This is a genomic window from Pseudomonas vancouverensis (genome assembly GCF_004348895.1).
Taxonomy (GTDB): Bacteria; Pseudomonadota; Gammaproteobacteria; order Pseudomonadales; family Pseudomonadaceae; genus Aquipseudomonas; species Aquipseudomonas vancouverensis.
The window spans coordinates 228,572-248,080 of record NZ_RRZK01000032.1; the positions used below are offsets into that span (position 1 = coordinate 228,572).

Below are 19,509 nucleotides of genomic sequence, written 5' to 3' on the forward strand. Positions count from 1 at the left end.
TGCGAAGAGCCCGTTCAATAATAAAAAAGGAGTATGAACAGATGGCAACACGTGAAACCGGCAACGTGAAGTGGTTCAACGATGCCAAGGGGTACGGCTTCATTCAGCGCGAAGGCGGGGCGGATGTGTTCGTACACTACCGCGCGATTCGCGGCGAGGGGCACCGCTCGCTGACCGAAGGCCAGCAGGTCGAGTACGCAGTGGTGGAAGGGCAGAAGGGGTTGCAGGCCGAAGACGTCGTCGGTTTGTAATGACCCAAAAACACTGTGGGAGCTCGCTCCCACAGGTTCTGTTTACTGCCTTCAGGCAGTTTTCCAGGTGATTTCTTCTTCACCATCGGCACTGATGCGAATCCAGCGATCGGCCGTCTCCTCACCTTCTTCCTCGACCCAGCTCCCCGGCGCGCAACGCACTTCGACGTTGAGCGCGGCAAACGCGGCGCGGGCGCAGGCGATGTCGTCGTCCCATGGCGTCTGGTCGCTTTCCAGGTACAGGCTGTTCCATTTTCCCACGGCCTTGGGCAGCCAGGTCACGGGCACATTGCCGGCCTTGCACTTGTAGGTCTGGCCTTTCTGTACCCAGTCGCTGCACGGGCCCAGGGCCGCACCCAACCAGGCAGAAATGGCTTTGTGATCGACGTCGGCGTCTTTCAGGTAAATCTCGATATCGGGCTGGCGCATGGATGTCCTCACTGCGGGTCTGAAAAATCCATTCGCGGATTTAGCCGGTCTTGAGCCGTTGCCCAAGGCCAAAAGTTAGTCATTGTTGAAGCACGAAATAATCGTAGCGCATCGACACGGTGACCTCGAACGGCTCCGCCTGGTCGATCACTGCGGCACGCCGTTCGGCGCTGGCGCGCCAGCCGTGAGGTGTCATGGCCAGCAGGTTCGCCCGGTCCTGACCACAGGCAAGCGTCAGCTTGAACTCCAGGGTCTCACTGTGTGCCAGCGCCATGCCGTCGGGCACCAGTGCCAGGTGCTTGTCGTCGGTGTATTCACGCACTTCGTCGTACAGGCGTTCGCGCAATTCCATCAGGTGGCCGCTGGTCGGGCCGACCTTCATCAGGCCGCCGCCGACACTGAGCAAGCGCTTGGCCTCCTCCCAATCCAATGGGCTGAAAACACTCGCCAGAAACTGGCAACTGTCTGATGCCAATGGCACCCGCGCCATGCTGGCGATCAACCAGGTCAGTTGCGGGTTGCGTTTGCAGGCGCGTTTGACCGCTTCCCTGGAGATGTCCAGCGCGTAACCATCGGCAGCGGGCAAGGCTTCGGCAATTTGCGCGGTGTAGTAACCCTCGCCACAGCCGATGTCGACCCAGCGCGCCGGCGCGTAGCTGGCTGCCAGTTCCGCCAGGCGTTTGGCCACCGGCGCGTAATGCCCGGCGTTGAGAAAGTCGCGACGGGCCTCGACCATGGCCTGATTGTCGCCAGGATCACGGCTGTTCTTGTGCTGCACCGGCAACAGGTTCAGGTAACCCTGACGCGCACGGTCGAAGCGGTGCCCGGCCGGGCAAACCACGCCGTTGTCCACCGCGTTCAGCGGTTCACTGCAAATCGGACACGCGAGCATCAGGCGAGCAACTTGATCAGGGTCTGGTAGTAGATTTCGGTCAGTACATCGAGATCGGCCGCCAGTACGCGCTCGTTGACCTGGTGAATGGTCGCGTTGACCGGGCCAAGCTCAACCACTTGCGTACCCATGGTGGCGATGAAACGGCCGTCGGAAGTGCCGCCGCTGGTGGACGCTTTGGTCTCGCGACCGGTGATGTCCTTGATGCTCGACGACACCGCGTCGAGCAGCGCGCCCGGTTCGGTGAGGAACGGCAGGCCCGACAGCGCCCAGTCGATGTGCCAGTCAAGGCCGTGTTTGTCGAGGATGTCGGCCACGCGCTTTTGCAGGCCTTCGACGGTGGACTCGGTGGAGAAGCGGAAGTTGAACACCGCCACCAGGTCGCCCGGAATCACGTTGGTCGCGCCGGTGCCGGAATTGACGTTGGAGATCTGGAAGCTGGTTGGCGGGAAGAAATCGTTACCGTGGTCCCAGTGCTCGGCAGCCAGTTCGGCCAGGGCCGGGGCAGCGAGGTGGATCGGGTTCTTCGCCAGGTGTGGGTAAGCCACGTGGCCCTGAATGCCGCGTACGGTCAGTTTGGCGCCGAGGGAGCCGCGACGACCGTTCTTCACCACGTCACCGACCAGGGTTGTGCTCGACGGCTCGCCGACGATGCACCAGTCCAGGCGCTCCTTGCGTGCGGCGAGGCGCTCGACCACGGCCTTGGTGCCGTGGTGGGCCGGGCCTTCTTCGTCGCTGGTGATCAGGAAGGCGACCTTGCCCTTGTGATTCGGGTAGTCGGCGACGAAACGCTCGGAGGCGACGGTCATGGCCGCCAGGCTGCCTTTCATGTCCGCGGCGCCACGGCCGCAGAGCATGCCGTGTTCGTCGATCAGCGCATTGAAGGGTTCGATCTGCCAGGCCGTCACCGGGCCGGTCGGGACCACGTCGGTATGGCCGGCGAAGCACAGCACCGGGCCGTCGTCCTGGCCGTGGGTGGCCCAGAAGTTATCCACATCTTCGATGCGCATCGGTTCGAGCATGAAACCGGCATCGCCCAGGCGCTGCATCATCTGCTTCTGGCAATCGGCGTCGACCGGCGTCACCGACGGACGGCGGATCAGATCGATGGCGAGTTGAAGGGTCGGCGAAAGGTCGGCGTAGGCCGTCATGGGAAACTCCGGAAGCGTGAAATTGGGCACGAGCTACTGTGGGAGCGAGCTTGCTCGCGATGGCGTTGAGTCGGTCAACATAATCTTTGATTGTTACACCGCTATCGCGAGCAGGCTCGCTCCCACAGGAATTGGCTTCGATCGGTAAACCGCGACACGCCAAGCCCCGCAAAATGGCGGTTATCTTAAAGCAAAACGGCGACCATTGGCCGCCGTTTAGTGCATCCGCGAAGATTTACACCGCAGGCGCCGTTTGCGACTCGACGGCCGGTTTCGGCAGCGACGAGAGGAACGCCATGATCAGCGCTGCGACGTATGGCAGCGACTGCACCAGCAACATGGTGACCCAGAAGCGCATGTCGTTGCTCGGCAGGCCCTGCACCAGGAAGATCCCCAGCGCCGCGCCCCACAACAGCAACATGATGAACATCTCCTCACGGGCTTCCGAGATCGCCACCCAGAAGCCGTGGTTGTCGGCGTTTTTCGGGGTGCGGAAGAACGGAATACTGCTGGTGAAGAAACCGTACAGCACCGCTTTGGCGATGGTATGCGACAGCGCCAGCCCGGCCAGCGCCGCGCAGAAGGCGTCCTTGAGATTGACCCCGACCGCACGACGGTAGAGGAAAAGGATCTTGGCGACCTTGAACACGAACAGCGCCAAGGGCGGGATCGCGAAAATCAACAGCGGCGGATCGACCCGTTGCGGCACGATGATCATCGCTGCCGACCACAACAGGGCGCCAACGGTGAAGAAGATGTTCATGCCATCGGCCACCCATGGCAGCCAGCCGGCGAGGAAGTGATAACGCTGGCCACGGGTCAGTTGGGTGTCCTTGCCGCGCAGCAGGCTGGCGGTGTGACGCTTGATGATCTGAATCGCCCCGTAGGCCCAGCGGAAACGCTGTTTCTTGAAGTCGATGAAGGTATCGGGCATCAGGCCCTTGCCGTAGCTGTCGTGGTAGTACGCCGCCGACAGGCCTTTCTCGAACACGCGCAGGCCCAGCTCGGCGTCTTCACAGATGCACCAGTCGGCCCAGCCCAGTTCCTCGAGCACTGAGCGGCGGGTCATGGTCATGGTGCCGTGCTGGATGATCGCATCGCGGTCGTTGCGAGTGACCATGCCGATGTGGAAGAAGCCTTTGTATTCCGCATAGCAGAGCTTCTTGAAGGTGCTTTCGTTCTGGTCGCGATAATCCTGCGGCGACTGCACCACGGCGATCTTCGGATCGGCGAAGTGCGGCACCATGTGCTTGAGCCAGTTGGGGTGCACGCAGTAGTCGGAGTCGATCACCGCGATCACTTCGGCATCCTTGGCGGTGTGCGGAATCAGGTAGTTCAGCGCGCCGCCCTTGAAGCCGGCCAAAGGCGCGACGTGGAAGAACTTGAAGCGCGGGCCGAGGGTTGCGCAGTAGTCGCGCACCGGTTCCCAGACCGCCGGGTCCTTGGTGTTGTTGTCGATGATCAGGACTTCGAAGTCCGGGTAATCGAGGTTGGCCAGGGCATTGAGGGTCTGTTTGACCATCTCCGGCGGCTCGTTGTAGCAGGGCACGTGGATCGAGACTTTCGGTCTGTAGTCCGAATCCCCCACCACAGGTAGGAATTCACGTCGACGCTTGTGGGTCCACACCGCTTCGGCCAGTTCATGGGCCTCGGTCAGCAGCACGATGAACACCCCGAGTGCACCGAGGGCGAGCAGGAAGCCCACCGTCAGGCTGAACCAGGTGCTGTACTGCTGGCTGTAGTCGTAGCCGATCCACACCAGCACCGAACCGCAGAGGAAGGCGATGAAGGTCAGAAAGGTGCGGCCACGCTGGCGCAGGGCCGAGCCGTCGATCATCAGCAGGGTCAGGGACAGCAGGGCCAGGACCACCGAACCGATGGCCAGCACGCGCCATTGCGGAATGGCGACAACCGGGCCTTCAAAGTTGAATTTCTGCTGACGTGCGGCGTTGAACACGCCCCAGTAGGCGCCCACGGAGCCTTCGTCGCTGGCTTTCCATGGCTGGTCGAAGGCTTCGATCACGAAGTAGTTGAAGCCCTGGCGATTGAGCTTGTTGACCAGGGTACGCAAGTAAATCGCCTGGTCGGCGGGCGAGGCATCGGCGCCACCGCGCATGCGACCGTTGCTCGGCCAGCCCACTTCGGACAGCAGCAGCGGTTTTTTCGGGAACAGCTTTTTCAGGTCGCGGGCGCGGTCGAGAACGAACTGACCGGCCTTGTCCACCGGGATGAATTCCCAGTAAGGCAGCACGTGCGCGGCGATCAGGTCGACGTGCTTGGCCAGTTCCGGGTGTTCTTCCCAGACGTGCCACTGCTCGGACGTGGTCACCGGCACCTTTACGGCAGCGCGGACGCGGTCGAGCATCACGCTCAGGTCGGCGGCGGTGATTTCCTTGCGGAAGATCGCCTCGTTGCCGACCACCACACGCACCACACTGCGGGTGGTATTGGCCAGCTCGATGGCGCGCTGGATTTCCCGTTCGTTGCGTTCCTGATCGGGGCTGATCCAGATCCCCAGGGTGACGCGCAGGCCAAATTCTTCTGCCAGTTTCGGAATGTCCTGCAACGTACCGTCAACCGAGTAGATGCGGATGTTGTCCGTCAGCTTGCTCATGATTTCCAGGTCGCGACGCATCTGATCATCCGTCGGGTACTGGTCTTTCTGTGGATACTGGCCCTGCTGGAAGGGCGAGTAGGAGAAGCCGGAGATCTGCTCCGGCCAGTTCGGTGCGGAGACCGGGCGGTTGATCAGCGCCCAGAAGCCGGTAAACAAGGCAGCGATGGCGAGCACCACCACCAGGTTGAGTCCAAATTTACGCGATGACATGGCTATTTCGGGTTCCAAAGGCTGTGGAACTAAGGGGCGGTCGGCGGCTGGCCGCCACAGGGGCAGGGGGCGCGCATCCTACACTGGGCATTCTCTGGTCGTACAGCAGACAGAGAATTGCCGGACATTGGGCAGTTTACTTTCGCATAAGTTCTTACACTTGTAGCTTGATGCTTAAAACTTGCGACGGGGTCGTCCATAATGCGCGCCGGTTTTTGAGGTGATGGTCATGAGTACAGAAGATCCACGGTTTGCCGGCATCGCCCGTTTGTATGGCATTGAAGGTCTGGAGCGCTTGCGCGCGGCACATGTGGCGATCGTGGGCGTCGGTGGCGTGGGGTCGTGGGCGGCGGAAGCCATCGCCCGATGCGGCGTGGGCGAGATTTCCCTGTTTGACCTGGACGATGTCTGCGTCAGCAACGCCAACCGTCAGTTGCATGCGCTGGACAGCACGGTCGGCAAGCCCAAGGTCGAGGTGATGGCTGAGCGCTTGCGCGGGATCAATCCCGATTGCACGGTGCATGCGGTGCCGGACTTCGTGACGCGCGAGACCATGGCCGAGTACATCACGCCGAACATCGATTGCGTGATCGACTGCATCGACAGCGTGAACGCCAAGGCTGCGCTGATCGCTTGGTGCAAGCGCCGCAAGATCCAGATCATTACCACCGGCGGCGCGGGTGGTCAGATCGACCCGACGCTGATTCAGGTCTGCGACCTGAACCGTACCTTCAACGATCCACTGGCTTCGAAAGTGCGCTCAACCTTGCGTCGCGACTATGGCTTCTCTCGCACCGTGACCCGTCACTACAGCGTGCCGTGCGTGTTTTCCACCGAGCAACTGCGTTACCCGAAGCCGGATGGCAGCATCTGCCTGCAGAAGAGTTTTGTCGGGGATGGCGTGAAGCTCGACTGCGCCGGCGGTTTTGGCGCGGTGATGATGGTGACGGCGACCTTCGGCATGGTCGCGGCGACCAAGGCTGTGGACAAGATAGTCGCGGGTGTGCGGCGGCCGGCGGAAAAACTCAAGCCAGCTTTATAGGGTTGCCTAGACTTGCCTTATCGCAGGACGCCTTGCAACTTTGTCGTGCCGTCCAGATTGTCCCGGTGAGCTTGTCTCTTGTTTAATGGCACACAAATCCAGTTACCTCTGAATCCTTCGTTGATAACTGAAAACTCCCACTTTGCGCACAAGCATTTCCTGCATCGACTGACGTACTGCTTCATTTAACTTGGTGGCTCACATCAAACCATGCAGGAAATGATAAATGGCGATTCACCAGATTCTTTTGACAGCAAACGACTTCGATAAAAATGGCTACCCGGACGCGGTTGTCATTGAGTTTCGACATAATGTTGAAGACGAACCCAATTACAGCACGATAGCTGTTGATCACGACGAAGACGGACGCACGGTCTTAAGGCTGCGGGCCGATCTAAATGAAGACGGAAACTCCGACATCGATGAGCAGGCGGCCTTGATCTCCTTGGCCGATAACTTTTTGACGATTTACCGTCTTCAAAAGGATGGCCGGGCGTGACGCATTTGTGATGGGTATGTGTTACACCGAAAAACCCTGTTCCTGCTGTAATGGGGCAGGGCTCAACCCGCCAGTTCGCGCATTCGTTGCAACACCGCATTCAGTCCGTTGCTACGGGACGACGATAACTGCCGCGCCAAACCCAACTGATTGAACCAGCCCGCCAGATCCACCTGCAGCAATTCGGCCGCTGACAAGCCATTGACCCGCGCCAGCAGCAACGCCACCAGGCCGCGAATCAAGCGCGCATCACTGTTGGCGCTGAACTGCCAATGACCCTCGCGCAACTCACCCACCAGCCATACCTGGCTTTCGCAGCCGTGCACGCGGTTGGCCTCGCACATCTGCTCATCAGCCAAGGGCGGCAGGCGCTCGCCCCACTGCATCAACAGGCGTGCCCGTTGTTCCCAGCCCGGCAGATCCTGAAAGGCTTGCAGTACGTTCACGGCTTCAGCGGGCAGGTTCATCGCAGCAGCTCCAGTGCTTGATCCAATGCTTCAAAAAAACGCTCCAGATCTTCGGAGTCGTTGTACAGCGCCAATGACACACGAATCGCGCCGGCCAGTTCGAAGCGCTTGAGCAGCGGCATGGCGCAATGATGCCCGGCACGCACCGCGATCCCCTGTTCTGTCAGCAGATGCGCCAGATCCGAGTTATGCACACCATCGACGGTGAAGCTGACCAGCGCCAGTTGCGGCTTGCCCAACAGGCGAATGCCGTTGCGTGCCTGCAGGCCCTTGAGCAGATAGTCGTGCAACGCGGCTTCGTGGGCGGACACGGCCTCCTGATCGAGCCCGTTCAGGTAGTCGAGCGTTGCCCCCAGACCGATCACGCTGGCAATCGGTGGCGTTCCTGCCTCGAAACCGAGCGGCGCAGGGCGAAAGCGGGCGTCGTGGTAATTGGCGTCCAGCACCATCTCACCGCCGAATTGCCACGGACGCAGTTGTTGCAGCGCTTCGTTCCGGCCAAACAACACCCCCAGGCCGTCGGGACCATAGAGCTTGTGGCTGGAAAATACGTAGAAGTCGCAGCCCAGCGCTTGCACATCGTGACGACCATGGACCACGCCTTGCGCGCCGTCGATCACCGTCAGCGCATTGTGGGCTCTGGCCAGCGCCAGCAGATCCGGCAGCGGCTGCCATACGCCCAGTACGTTGGACAACTGGCTGACCGCCAGCAGGCGCGTGCGCGGACCGATCAAGTCGTTGGCAGCCACCAGATCGATGACGCCGTCGGCATCCAGGGGCAGGATCAGCAGTTTCAGGTCGTGACGCTGGGCCAGTTGTTGCCACGGCAACAAGTTGGCGTGATGCTCCAGGGCGCTGATGACAATCTCGTCGCCCGGGTTGAATAGATGCTCCAGGCCATAGGCCAGGAGGTTCAGCGCGGAGGTCGCGCCGTGGGTAAAGATGATCTGCCCGCAGTCACCCGTGTTGAGCCATTGCGCGGCTTTACGCCGGCTGTCCTCGAACGCCTGGGTGGCGTGGGCACCGGGCAAGTGCTGCGCACGATGCACATTGGCTGCGCCATTGGCGTAGTAATGCGTCAGGGCATCGAGCAGGGCTTGGGGTTTTTGCGTGGTGGCGGCGTTGTCCAGATAGGTCTGGTCTTGCCGTTGCAGGGCGGCGATGGCCGGAAAATCGGCGCGCCAGGGGGAGGCAATCATCATGTGTTCAGCCCTGTGAACTTGGGCGGATGCACACCGGACCATGTGGGAGCGAGCTTGCTCGCGATGGCGTCCGTAAGGCCGCCAGAAAGCATCGCGAGCAAACTCGCTCCTACAGGTGCCTGCGGCACTTAGTTGTGAGCGTGCAGCGCTTCGTTCAGTTCGATGGCCGACTTGTGGGTCTTGCATTCCACGGCGCCGGTCTGCGAATTGCGACGGAACAGCAGGTCGGATTGACCGGCCAGGTCACGGGCCTTCACCACCTTGACCAGTTGGTTGTTCTCGTCCAGCAGGGCCACTTTGGTACCGGCGGTCACGTACAGGCCCGACTCCACGGTGTTGCGGTCCCCCAATGGAATGCCGATGCCGGCGTTGGCGCCGATCAGGCAGCCTTCGCCGACCTTGATCACGATGTTGCCGCCACCCGACAGGGTGCCCATGGTCGAGCAACCGCCGCCCAGGTCCGAACCCTTGCCGACGAACACGCCGGCTGATACGCGGCCTTCGATCATGCCCGGGCCTTCGGTGCCAGCGTTGAAGTTGACGAAACCTTCGTGCATCACGGTGGTGCCTTCGCCGACATAAGCGCCCAGGCGGATACGCGAGGCATCAGCGATACGCACGCCGGCCGGTACCACGTAGTCGGTCATTTTCGGGAACTTGTCCACCGAGAACACTTCCAGCAGCTCGCCACGCAGACGGGCTTCGAGTTGATGCTCGGCCAGTTCGGCCAGATCGATCGCGCCCTGGCTGGTCCAGGCCACGTTTGGCAGCAGCGGGAAGATGCCGGCCAGGTTCAGGCCGTGCGGCTTGACCAGGCGATGGCTGAGCAGGTGCAGCTTGAGGTACGCCTCCGGGGTCGACGACAACTGGGCGTCCTCGGCCAGCAGGGTCGCGACCAGCGGCTTGTGGCTTTCGGCCAGACGGGTCAGCAGGGCAGCCTGGGCAGCGTCGACGCCTTTCAGGGCTTCAGCCAGTTGCGAAGCCTGGGCTGTGCTGAACGCGATGGCCTGGTTGCCTTCGCTGTAACCGAGGATCGGCGCGATGGCAGCGACGATTTCTGCCGATGGCTTGAGCAGAGGGGCGGCGTAGAACACTTCCAGCCACGCGCCTTGACGATTTTGGGTGCCGACGCCGAAGGCCAGGCTGAACAGGGTATTGGACATGTTGATACCTCTAACAAATTGGAACGGGCTGCTTACTTGAGAGCGGCCGCGTAGATATCTGGCTTGAAGCCAATCAGGGTTCGGTCACCGAGATCGAGCACCGGGCGCTTGATCATCGAGGGTTGTGCGAGCATCAGTTCAATGGCTTTCGACTGGTCGAGATCGGCTTTGCGTTCGTCATCGAGCTTGCGAAAGGTGGTGCCTGCACGGTTCAACACGGTTTGCCAGCCGTGCTCGTCGCACCACTGGGTCAGGTGTTCACGGTCGATGCCGGCGCTCTTGTAATCATGGAAGTCATAGCTGACTGCGTGTTCATCGAGCCAGGTGCGCGCCTTTTTCATGGTGTCGCAGGCCTTGATGCCGAAAAGGTGCAACGTTTTGCTTGAAACGGTCAAGGAATTGCCCCCTTTGCAGGTGCCGTGGGTAAAAGGTGAAGGATTATGCCATGGAAGCGCGAATTCTGTGGGCGCGAGCTTGCAAGCGATGGCGTTTTGAAATTCAACATGTGTATTGGCTGAATCAACGACATTGCGAGCCCGTTCGCCCCGCCAGGTATTGCGCTGATGGCGGGTGCGACATAGGTGCAACGGCCAGACACAGTCTAAGCAGCTAATATGGCACTTCAACGCTGTCGATTGTTCGAGACCTTGGCTTTATGCAAACCGCTTATACCGTCCTGATCCTGCTGATGCTGGTCAGCGTTTCACGGCTGATCGGACGGGTGATCCCGCTGCCGCTACCCCTGGTGCAGATTGCCGCGGGGGCCTTGCTGGCCTGGCCGACACTGGGCCTGCACGTCGCCCTTGACCCGGAACTGTTCCTCTTTCTGTTCCTGCCGCCGCTGCTGTTCTCCGACGGCTGGCGCATGCCCAAACGCGAATTCTGGCATTTACGCGGGCCGATCCTGACTTTGGCGGTGGGGTTGGTACTGTTTACCGTGGTCGGTGCCGGGTATTTCATCCACTGGCTGCTGCCCGGCGTGCCCCTGGCTGTTGCGTTCGCCCTGGCGGCCGTGCTGTCGCCGACGGACGCGGTGGCGGTGTCGGCCATTGCCCGTAATCGCCTGCCGACGCCCCTGATGCATATATTGCAGGGCGAGGCGTTGATGAACGATGCCTCGGGCCTGGTGACCTTCAAGTTCGCCCTGGTGGCGTCGATCACCGGTGTGTTCTCGCTGGCCAACGCCAGCCTGACATTCGTACTGGTGGCGGTCGGCGGGCTGGCGGTCGGGGTGGCGTTGAGCTGGCTGGTCGGGCGCCTGCGCGCGTGGATGATCGCCCGTGGCTGGGATGATCCGGCCACTCACGTAGTGTTCATGTTGCTGCTGCCGTTTGCCGCCTATGTTTTGGCCGAGCGAGTCGGGGTATCGGGCATCCTCTCGGCGGTGGCGGCGGGGATGATGCAGAGCTGGCTCGACCTGCTGCCGCGGCAGACCAATACGCGCTTGCTTAATCGCAGCGTCTGGTCACTGCTGGAGTTTGCCTTCAACGGCCTGATCTTCCTGCTGCTGGGATTGCAGTTGCCGGACATCATCAAGGCCGTGGCCAGTCACGAGACCTCGTTGTGGCCGACCCTGCTGTATCGCGCACTGGACGTGGTGGCGATTTTTCTGGTGCTGGTGGTGCTTCGGTTTGTCTGGGTGCAGAGCATCTGGCGCTTGTCGGTGCTGTTGCGACGCTTGCGCGGCAAGGGCGACATGACCCAGGTGCCGACGGCGCGCTCCTGCTGGTTGCTGACAGTGGGGGGCGTCCGCGGGGCGGTGACGCTGGCGGGCGTGATGTCGGTGCCGCTGTTGATGGGTGGTGAACTGTTCCCGGAGCGCGACCTGCTGATATTCATCGCAGCCGGGGTGATTTTGTTATCGCTGGTTGCCGCCAGCATTGCCTTGCCGTTGCTGTTGCGCGGGGTCGATATCAGCCCTGACGAGAGGCGACGTAGCGAAGTTCGCGAAGCCTGGCGCAAAACCGCCGAGGCGGCGATTCATGCGCTGGAAACCGAAGAGGCGAGCCCGCAGGACGCTGCTGAAGCCGCTCTGGCTGCAGAACTCAAGGCGCGGATCATGTCCGAGTACCGGCATCAACTGGAGGTGTTCAACGACTCGGCCGAAGCCCAGGCGCTGGCGTTTCAGATGGATTTGCTGGAGCGGCGTCTGCGCTTGAAGGCGCTGCGGGCACAACGTCTGGAACTGTACAGCCTCAGCCGTCATCACCAGATTGCCGATGATGTGCTGCGTGAGGTGCTGGGGGAGCTGGATTTGAGCGAGGCCAAGCTTGGCCCGGTGAAATGACATCCGGCCCCTGTAGGAGCGAGCTTGCTCCTACAGGGGAGGGCGGTGGTTACTGGCGGCGTTGGATGAAATCACGAATCCGCTCGGCAGCCTCGACGCACTCTGCCAATGGCGCAACCAGGGCCATGCGCACACGACCGGCACCCGGGTTGACACCGTCGACGTCCCGGGACAGGTAAGAACCCGGCACCACGGTCACATGCTCCTGCTCGAACAGGTCGCGGCAGAAGGCGGCGTCATCACCGGCCACATTGGGCCACAGGTAAAAGCTGCCATCCGGACGTTGCACATCCAGTACCGGGCTGAGGATCTCCAGCACAGCATCAAACTTCTCGCGGTACAGCGCACGGTTGGCGCGTACATGCACTTCATCATTCCAGGCAGCAACGCTGGCCAGCTGGGTCTGAACCGGCATCGCGCAGCCGTGGTAGGTGCGGTACAGCAGGAAGCCCTTGAGGATGTCCGCATCACCGGCGACGAAGCCCGAACGCAGGCCCGGCAGGTTGGAGCGCTTGGACAGGCTGTGGAATACCACGCAGCGCTTGAAGTCCTTGCGGCCCAGTTCCACGCAGGCGCTGAGCAGGCCCGGCGGTGGTGTCTGTTCGTCGAAGTACAGTTCGCTGTAGCACTCGTCGGCGGCGATCACGAAGTCGTGCTCGTCGGCCAGGGCAATCAGCTTCTTCAGGGTTTCCACCGGGATCAGCGCGCCGGTCGGGTTGCCCGGCGAGCAGAGGAACAGGATCTGGCAACGCTTCCAGATGTCTACGGAAACAGCGTCGAAATCCGGGTTGAAGCCATTTTCATCCAGGCACGGCAGGTAGTGCGGCTGGGCGCCGGCGAGGAACGCAGCGCCTTCGTAGATCTGGTAGAACGGATTCGGGCTGACCACCAGTGCATCGTCGCCACGGTTGACCACGGTCTGAGTGAAGGCGAACAGGGCTTCGCGTGTGCCGTTGACCGGCAGCACGTTACGCGCCGGGTCGATCCAGCCTTTAGGCACGTTGAAACGACGCTCGCACCAAGCGGCGATGGCTTCGCGCAGGACCGGGATGCCGAGAGTGGTCGGGTACACCGCCATCTGATCCAGGTTGCCGGCCAGCGCTTCGGCGACAAAGCTAGGCGAACGGTGTTTCGGCTCACCGATGGACAGCGCGATCGGGCGCTTGTCCGGGTTCGGCGTCACGCTGCCGAGCAGTGCGCGGAGCTTTTCGAAGGGGTAGGGCTGGAGCTGGTTCAGAGCGTTGTTCATGGGTGGATCTCGTTCGGTGGGCGCTTGCCCCTGTAGGAGCGAGCTTGCTCGCGATGGTCGTCAACGATAACGCGCGCTTGCAGGAGCAATGCGGCGCATTTGAGATCATCGCGAGCATGCTCGCTCCTACAAAGAGCGGGCCGTTGTTGATTCAGATACTGATGCGTGAAAGCTTGATATCGGGTTCGTGATTGACGCTCAGTTGCTCGACGATCGCATCCTGCAATCGGCTGCACAGCAGCGGGTCGGACAACGGTTGGTTGTGCGCGTCGGTGATGAAGAACACGTCCTCCACCCGCTCGCCGAGCGTGGCAATCTTGGCGTTCTGCAAGGACAGGTCGAACTCCAGGAAGATCGTGCCGATGCGTGCCAGCAGGCCCGGGCGGTCGGGAGCGGTCAGCTCCAGCACGGTGACCGGACGCTGGGCATCGTTGTGGATCGTCACCTGCGGCGCGAAGGCGAAATGCTTGAGCTGGCGCGGCACCCGGCGCTGGATGATGGTCGGGTAGTCGTCCGGATTGCGCAGGGCTTCGGTCAGGCCGTCGCGGATCTGTTTGACCCGGGCCGGGTTGTCGCCGATGGAGTCGCCGTCGGTGTCGAGCACGATATAGGTGTCGAGGGTGAACTGGCTGCTGGAGGTGATGACCCGGGCATCGTGAATGTTCAGGTTGAGCTGGTCCATCGCGGCCACGGTCACGGCGAAGAAGTCATGCTGGTCCGGCGCATAGATGAAGATCTGCGTGCCGCCTTCGAATTCACGCTGGGTGGTTTCCTTGATCAACACCAGCGGGCCACCATCGGCGGGTTGCTGGAGGATCGCATCACTGTGCCAGGCGACATCGCCGGCGGTGTGACGCAGGAAGTAGTCATCGCCCAACTGCGCCCACAACTGCTCGACATCGTCCGGGTCCGTACCGCCGCGCACCAGGATGTCCAGAGCGGCGCTCTGGGTCTGGCGGATCTGCTCTTCACGATCCACCGGGTTCTCCAGGCCACGGCGCAACGCACGCTTGGTCTCGGTGTAGAGCTGGCGCAGCAGGCTGGCGCGCCAGGAATTCCACAGGGTCGGGTTGGTGGCGTTGATGTCGGCGACGGTCAGTACGTAGAGGTAGTCGAGACGGGTTTCGTCACCGACGGTTTGCGCGAAGTCATGGATCACCTGCGGGTCGGACAAGTCCTTGCGCTGGGCGGTGGTCGACATCACCAGGTGGTTCTGCACCAGCCACACGATCAGGCGGCTGTCCCACACTGGCAGCTGATGGCGCTGGCAAAACGCCTCGGCGTCGACGGCGCCGACTTCCGAGTGATCGCCGTGCCGGCCTTTGCCGATGTCGTGGTACAGCCCGGCCATGTAGATCAGCTCGGGCTTGGGCAGCTTGGCCATGAGCTTGGCGGCCAGCGGGAATTTTTCCGACACCTGGGTGTACTGCAGCTTACGCAGGTGTTTGATCAGGTTCAGGGTGTGGGCGTCCACCGTATAGATGTGGAACAGGTCGTGCTGCATCTGCCCGACGATGAAGCCGAACTCTGGCAAGTAGCGCCCGAGAATGCCGTAGCGGTTCATCCGGCGCAGGTTGCGATGGATGCCGATCTTGCACTTGAACAGTTCGATGAACAGGCTGGTGTTGCGGATGTCGTTGCGGAACTCGTCGTCGATCAGGTGGCGGTTTTCCCGCAGCAGACGAATGGTGTCAGCGCGCACGCCCTTGATTTCCGGTTGCTGGGCCATCAGCACGAAGATTTCCAGCATGGCGAATGGCGTACGCCGGAACACGTTGTCATTGCGCGCTTCGATGTAGCCGTCGTGCAACTGGAAACGCGAATTGATCGGTTGCGGCGCAGCTTCGTCTTCCGGTGCCAGGATGACTTCTTCGAAGTGCTGGATGATCAGGTCGCTGAGCTGGGCGATGCTCATGACCACCCGGTAGTACTGCTGCATGAAGTTTTCGATGGCTTGCTTGACGTCGTCACCGACGAAACCGAGCAACCCGGCGATGGTGCGCTGGTGATCGAACAGCAGTCGATCTTCGGCGCGGCCGGCGAGCATGTGCAGGGCATAACGCACCTTCCAGAGAAATTCCTGGGAGGACGCCAGCAGCGCGTTTTCGCTCTCGACCAGAAAGCCTTCACCGGCCAGGGCGCGTAGGTTCAGCGTGCCGTATTGGCGACGGGCCACCCACAGAATCGTCTGGATATCCCGCAAGCCACCGGGCGAGCCTTTGACGTTGGGTTCCAGGTTGTATTCGGTGTCGTTGTATTTGTGGTGGCGGGCCTTCTGTTCGGCGCGCTTGGCCAGGAAAAAGTCCTTGCTCGGCCACATGTGCGCGGTGCTGGTGACATCCAGCATGCGCTGGCGCAGGTGTTCGGGGCCGGTGATGGTGCGGCTTTCCATCAGGTTGGTGACGACGGTCAGGTCGGCACGCGCCTCGACGGCGCACTCCTCGACAGAGCGAACGCTCTGGCCGACCTCCAGGCCGATGTCCCACAACAACGTCAGAAAACGCTCGATTGAATCGCGGAAAACTTCATGGTCGGCGCTGTCCAACAGGATCAGCAGGTCGATGTCCGAATAGGGGTGCAGTTCGCCTCGACCGTAGCCGCCAACTGCGACCAGCGCAATGTCGGCATCCTCGCTCCAGTTGAACTGATCCCAGGCCTTTTGCAGGATGTTGTCGACGAACCAGGCGCGATCCTCGATCAGCCGGCGAATGTCCCGGCCGTTGCGAAAACGCGTGTCGAGCACCTCGCGAGCCTGGCGGATCGCCTTCTTGAAGGCCGAGATGGGGCTGGCCTTCAGCGCCAGTTCAGCCTGGAACTGGCCGCGGTCGAAGAGTTCGGGATCCACCTGCGGCATCGATTGGCTTTCCTTTCTATAGGCCCTGTAGGCGAAGTGCGATGGCGGGATCAGGCCGAAACGCGAGGGATGGTGTCATCGCTGCGCAGGGTGAAGATCTCGTAGCCGGTCTCGGTCACCAGCAGGGTATGTTCCCACTGTGCCGACAGCTTGCGGTCCTTGGTGATGGCGGTCCAGCCGTCGCCCAGTACCTTGGTGTCGGCACGGCCCTGGTTGATCATCGGCTCGATGGTGAAGGTCATGCCGGCCTTGAGTTCCATGCCGGTGCCGGCGCGGCCGTAGTGCAGGATCTGCGGCTCTTCGTGGAAGACCTTGCCGATGCCGTGACCACAGAACTCGCGGACCACCGAGAAACCGTTCTTTTCCGCGTGCTTCTGGATGATTTCACCGATGTCGCCCAGGCGGCAGCCGGGTTTGACGATTTCAATCGCCTTGTACATGCATTCCTGGGTCACCTGGGACAGGCGCTCGGCCCAGACCGGCACGGTGCCGACGTGGAACATGCGGCTGGTATCGCCGTGGTAGCCGTCCTTGATGACGGTCACGTCGATGTTCAGGGTGTCGCCATCTTTCAACGGCTTGTCATTCGGAATGCCGTGGCAGACCACGTGGTTGATCGAGGTGCAGATCGACTTCGGGTAGCCCTTGTAGTTGAGCGGGGCAGGGATGGCCTTCTGCTCGTTGACGATGTAGTCATGGCAGATCTGGTTCAACTGATCGGTGGTGACGCCCGGCTTGACATACTCGGCAATCATTTCCAGCACATCGGCGGCCAGTTTGCCGGCGACACGCATTTTTGCGATGTCCTCGGGAGTTTTGAGGGTGACGGTCATACAGGCTCTCTCTGCGCCCGACGGCGCTTTCTAAACGGAAGGGGGCTTGCGCGTTTAACCTGTGCAGCCCCTGAAAAATGCGATTCTATCAGACGATCAGCGCAATTCAGCGCCCGAGTGCATCGCTTCTCTCTATAGAATGGTGCATTCTGGCCCGATTCCAAGGGGTGACTCAAAGCAAGCGGGCGGATTTCAGAATCCGGGTTCCGTTTTTTGCTGCCTTGTGATATAAAATGCGCCGCTTTCCGGGGATGTCCCGAAAAGCTTAAATCCACACACGTGTCGACACGATGACCTGGGTGCCGGAAGCCTGAAAGCTGCTGGTTGGTCATTGGGATACGTGGAGGCCAAACCCGACTTATTAAGGAACTATCATGTCCCAAGTCAACATGCGCGATATGCTGAAGGCCGGTGTGCACTTCGGTCACCAGACCCGTTACTGGAACCCGAAAATGGGTAAATACATTTTCGGCGCGCGCAACAAGATTCACATTATCAACCTTGAAAAAACCCTGCCAATGTTCAACGAAGCTCTGACTTTCGTAGAGCGTCTGGCCCAGGGCAAAAACAAGATTCTGTTCGTCGGCACCAAGCGTTCCGCTGGCAAGATCGTTGCTGAAGAAGCAGCACGTTGCGGTTCGCCGTACGTCGATCACCGCTGGTTGGGCGGCATGCTGACCAACTTCAAAACCATCCGTGCTTCCATCAAGCGTCTGCGTGACCTTGAAGTACAAGCCGAAGACGGTACTTTCGCCAAGCTGACCAAGAAAGAAGCGCTGATGCGCTCCCGTGACCTGGAAAAGCTGGATCGTTCCCTGGGTGGTATCAAGGACATGGGCGGTCTGCCAGACGCTCTGTTCGTTATCGACGTTGATCACGAGCGCATCGCGATCACCGAAGCCAACAAGCTGGGCATCCCGGTTATCGGCGTAGTCGATACCAACAGCAGCCCGGAAGGCGTTGACTACATCATCCCAGGCAACGATGACGCAATCCGCGCTATCCAGCTGTACATGGGTTCGATGGCTGACGCTGTTATCCGTGGTCGCAACAACGTTGCCGGTGGCACCGTAGAGTTCGCAGCTGAAGAAACTCAGGCTGCAGCTGAGTAATTGACGCCCTGGCGTTGACTCAGTAAGCAAAAAGGGGGCTTGGCCCCCTTTTTGCCACCTCGAAAACCATTTGTCGGCGCCCACTGCTCTTTTTGTAATGTACGGCAGCTAACAAGGGTGGTTCGGGAAGAATTGAACGCCCGTTCGATCGGGTGGAATGGTTGAAAACCTATCCAAGAGGATTTTGAAATGGCAGAGATTACTGCAGCGTTGGTCAAAGAACTGCGCGAGCGTACCGGCGAAGGCATGATGGACTGCAAAAAAGCCTTGACCAAGGCTGGCGGCGACATCGAGAAAGCCATTGATGACATGCGTGCTTCGGGCGCCATCAAGGCTGCCAAGAAAGCTGGCAACGTTGCCGCTGAAGGCGCTATCGCCATCAAGGCCGACGACAAGGCAGCCGTGCTGCTGGAAGTGAACTCGCAGACCGACTTCCTGGCCCTGCAAGACGACTTCAAGAACTTCGTTGCTGAAAGCGTTGAACAAGCCTTCGCCGAGAAGCTGACCGACGCTGCTCCACTGATCGCTTCTCGCGAATCCGCTCGTGAAGCCCTGGTGGCCAAAGTTGGCGAAAACGTCAACATCCGTCGCCTGGTGCGCGTAGAAGGCGACGTAGTCGGCACCTACCTGCACGGTAACAAGATCGGTGTTGCTGTTGTTCTGAAGGGCGGCGATGTTCAGCTGGCCAAAGAAATCGCCATGCACGTGGCTGCAAGCAACCCTGAGTTCCTGCTGCCATCGCAGGTTTCCGCCGAAGCCATCGAGCGCGAGAAGGCTGTATTCCTGCAGCTGAACGAAGACAAGATGAAAGGCAAGCCTGCTGAAATCGTCGAGAAGATGATTGCTGGCCGTATCACCAAGTTCCTGGCTGAAGCCAGCCTGGTAGAACAAGCTTTCGTCATGAACCCGGAAATCACCGTGGGTGCACTGGCCAAGAAAGCTGGCGCTGAAATCGTTTCCTTCACCTACTTCAAAGTAGGCGAAGGCATCGAGAAGCCGGTCGACAACTTCGCTGAAGAAGTTGCTGCCCAGCTGGCTGCCGCCAAGCAATAAGACAGTTTCTCAAACTGTCGCCCTGAAGAGGCTGCCCGCTCACGCGCGCAGCCTCTTTTCAGATGGGGAGCCAATTTTTAATTGGTTTCCGTTTGGAACTGGCTTACAAAGCCATGTTCCGATGGCGCTGAAGCAGCGCCACGCTAGAGTGAGCGCAGCTGCAAACAGCTCGCAAAGAATTTTTAAATACGCCGCAGG

17 protein-coding genes are annotated in these 19,509 nt (G+C 60.6%); 6 read left to right on the forward strand and 11 right to left on the reverse strand.

Translation table 11 applies throughout. The features are described 5' to 3' along the window. Nucleotides 1-41: 41 nt before the first annotated feature. A complete protein-coding gene (locus EIY72_RS25225; RefSeq protein ID WP_093214817.1) occupies nt 42-251 on the forward strand; it encodes a cold-shock protein in 210 nt (69 codons plus the stop codon). Between the two features lie 51 nt (nt 252-302). Here EIY72_RS25225 and EIY72_RS25230 read toward each other — a convergent pair whose 3' ends face one another. From EIY72_RS25230 to EIY72_RS25245, 4 genes are all read right to left on the reverse strand, one after another. Continuing rightward, nucleotides 303-680 (reverse strand): hypothetical protein, encoded by a 378-nt coding sequence (locus EIY72_RS25230; protein ID WP_093214820.1) that lies wholly within the window; start codon nt 678-680, stop codon nt 303-305. A gap of 79 nt (nt 681-759) precedes the next feature. Further along, on the reverse strand, nt 760-1,572 hold the full coding sequence (locus tag EIY72_RS25235) for a putative RNA methyltransferase (RefSeq protein ID WP_093214825.1): 813 nt from the start codon (nt 1,570-1,572) through the stop codon (nt 760-762). Then, nucleotides 1,572-2,723 (reverse strand): succinyl-diaminopimelate desuccinylase, encoded by a 1,152-nt coding sequence (gene dapE, locus EIY72_RS25240; protein WP_093214830.1) that lies wholly within the window; start codon nt 2,721-2,723, stop codon nt 1,572-1,574. The genes EIY72_RS25235 and dapE overlap by 1 nt, the downstream gene beginning before the upstream one ends. Nucleotides 2,724-2,958: 235 nt before the next feature. Next, nucleotides 2,959-5,550 carry a glycosyltransferase gene (locus EIY72_RS25245; protein WP_093214835.1) on the reverse strand — a complete coding sequence of 864 codons (2,592 nt, stop codon included), beginning with the start codon at nt 5,548-5,550 and terminating at the stop codon, nt 2,959-2,961. A gap of 229 nt (nt 5,551-5,779) precedes the next feature. Between EIY72_RS25245 and tcdA the strand changes: the two genes are divergently transcribed. Together tcdA and EIY72_RS25255 are read left to right on the forward strand one after the other, a co-directional pair. Then, a complete protein-coding gene (tcdA, locus tag EIY72_RS25250) occupies nt 5,780-6,592 on the forward strand; it encodes a tRNA cyclic N6-threonylcarbamoyladenosine(37) synthase TcdA (RefSeq protein WP_371315379.1) in 813 nt (270 codons plus the stop codon). 226 nt (nt 6,593-6,818) lie between these two features. Continuing rightward, nucleotides 6,819-7,091 (forward strand): hypothetical protein, encoded by a 273-nt coding sequence (locus EIY72_RS25255; protein WP_093214840.1) that lies wholly within the window; start codon nt 6,819-6,821, stop codon nt 7,089-7,091. A 62-nt stretch (nt 7,092-7,153) separates the two neighbouring features. Here EIY72_RS25255 and EIY72_RS25260 read toward each other — a convergent pair whose 3' ends face one another. From EIY72_RS25260 to EIY72_RS25275, 4 genes are all read right to left on the reverse strand, one after another. Next, nucleotides 7,154-7,558 (reverse strand): SufE family protein, encoded by a 405-nt coding sequence (locus EIY72_RS25260; RefSeq protein ID WP_093214845.1) that lies wholly within the window; start codon nt 7,556-7,558, stop codon nt 7,154-7,156. Further along, nucleotides 7,555-8,760, reverse strand: a complete 1,206-nt coding sequence (locus EIY72_RS25265; RefSeq protein WP_093214850.1) for an aminotransferase class V-fold PLP-dependent enzyme — start codon at nt 8,758-8,760, stop codon at nt 7,555-7,557. The genes EIY72_RS25260 and EIY72_RS25265 overlap by 4 nt, the downstream gene beginning before the upstream one ends. Before the next feature lie 128 nt (nt 8,761-8,888). Next, complete coding sequence (gene dapD / locus EIY72_RS25270) at nt 8,889-9,923, reverse strand: 2,3,4,5-tetrahydropyridine-2,6-dicarboxylate N-succinyltransferase (protein WP_093214855.1); 1,035 nt, start codon at nt 9,921-9,923, stop codon at nt 8,889-8,891. 32 nt (nt 9,924-9,955) lie between these two features. Next, entirely contained in the window at nt 9,956-10,318 is a 363-nt protein-coding gene (locus EIY72_RS25275) for an ArsC family reductase (RefSeq protein ID WP_016985102.1), read from the reverse strand. A gap of 260 nt (nt 10,319-10,578) precedes the next feature. Between EIY72_RS25275 and EIY72_RS25280 the strand changes: the two genes are divergently transcribed. Next, nucleotides 10,579-12,210 carry a Na+/H+ antiporter gene (locus EIY72_RS25280; protein WP_093214859.1) on the forward strand — a complete coding sequence of 544 codons (1,632 nt, stop codon included), beginning with the start codon at nt 10,579-10,581 and terminating at the stop codon, nt 12,208-12,210. A 49-nt stretch (nt 12,211-12,259) separates the two neighbouring features. On the opposite strand, the gene dapC is transcribed toward EIY72_RS25280, so the two are convergent. The 3 genes from dapC to map form a co-directional block, all read right to left on the reverse strand. Further along, nucleotides 12,260-13,459 (reverse strand): succinyldiaminopimelate transaminase, encoded by a 1,200-nt coding sequence (gene dapC / locus EIY72_RS25285; RefSeq protein ID WP_093214863.1) that lies wholly within the window; start codon nt 13,457-13,459, stop codon nt 12,260-12,262. A gap of 151 nt (nt 13,460-13,610) precedes the next feature. After that, nucleotides 13,611-16,313 (reverse strand): [protein-PII] uridylyltransferase, encoded by a 2,703-nt coding sequence (locus EIY72_RS25290; protein WP_093214868.1) that lies wholly within the window; start codon nt 16,311-16,313, stop codon nt 13,611-13,613. Nucleotides 16,314-16,363: 50 nt separating this feature from the next. Further along, nucleotides 16,364-17,146 carry a type I methionyl aminopeptidase gene (map, locus tag EIY72_RS25295; protein WP_093214873.1) on the reverse strand — a complete coding sequence of 261 codons (783 nt, stop codon included), beginning with the start codon at nt 17,144-17,146 and terminating at the stop codon, nt 16,364-16,366. A gap of 374 nt (nt 17,147-17,520) precedes the next feature. Here map and rpsB point away from each other — a divergent pair, with 374 nt between their 5' ends. Both rpsB and tsf read left to right on the forward strand, forming a co-directional pair. Beyond that, nucleotides 17,521-18,258, forward strand: a complete 738-nt coding sequence (gene rpsB, locus EIY72_RS25300) for a 30S ribosomal protein S2 (protein WP_003222119.1) — start codon at nt 17,521-17,523, stop codon at nt 18,256-18,258. A 189-nt stretch (nt 18,259-18,447) separates the two neighbouring features. Further along, nucleotides 18,448-19,311, forward strand: coding sequence for a translation elongation factor Ts (gene tsf / locus EIY72_RS25305; protein ID WP_093214879.1), 864 nt, complete (start codon nt 18,448-18,450; stop codon nt 19,309-19,311). The last annotated feature ends 198 nt before the right edge of the window (nt 19,312-19,509 follow it).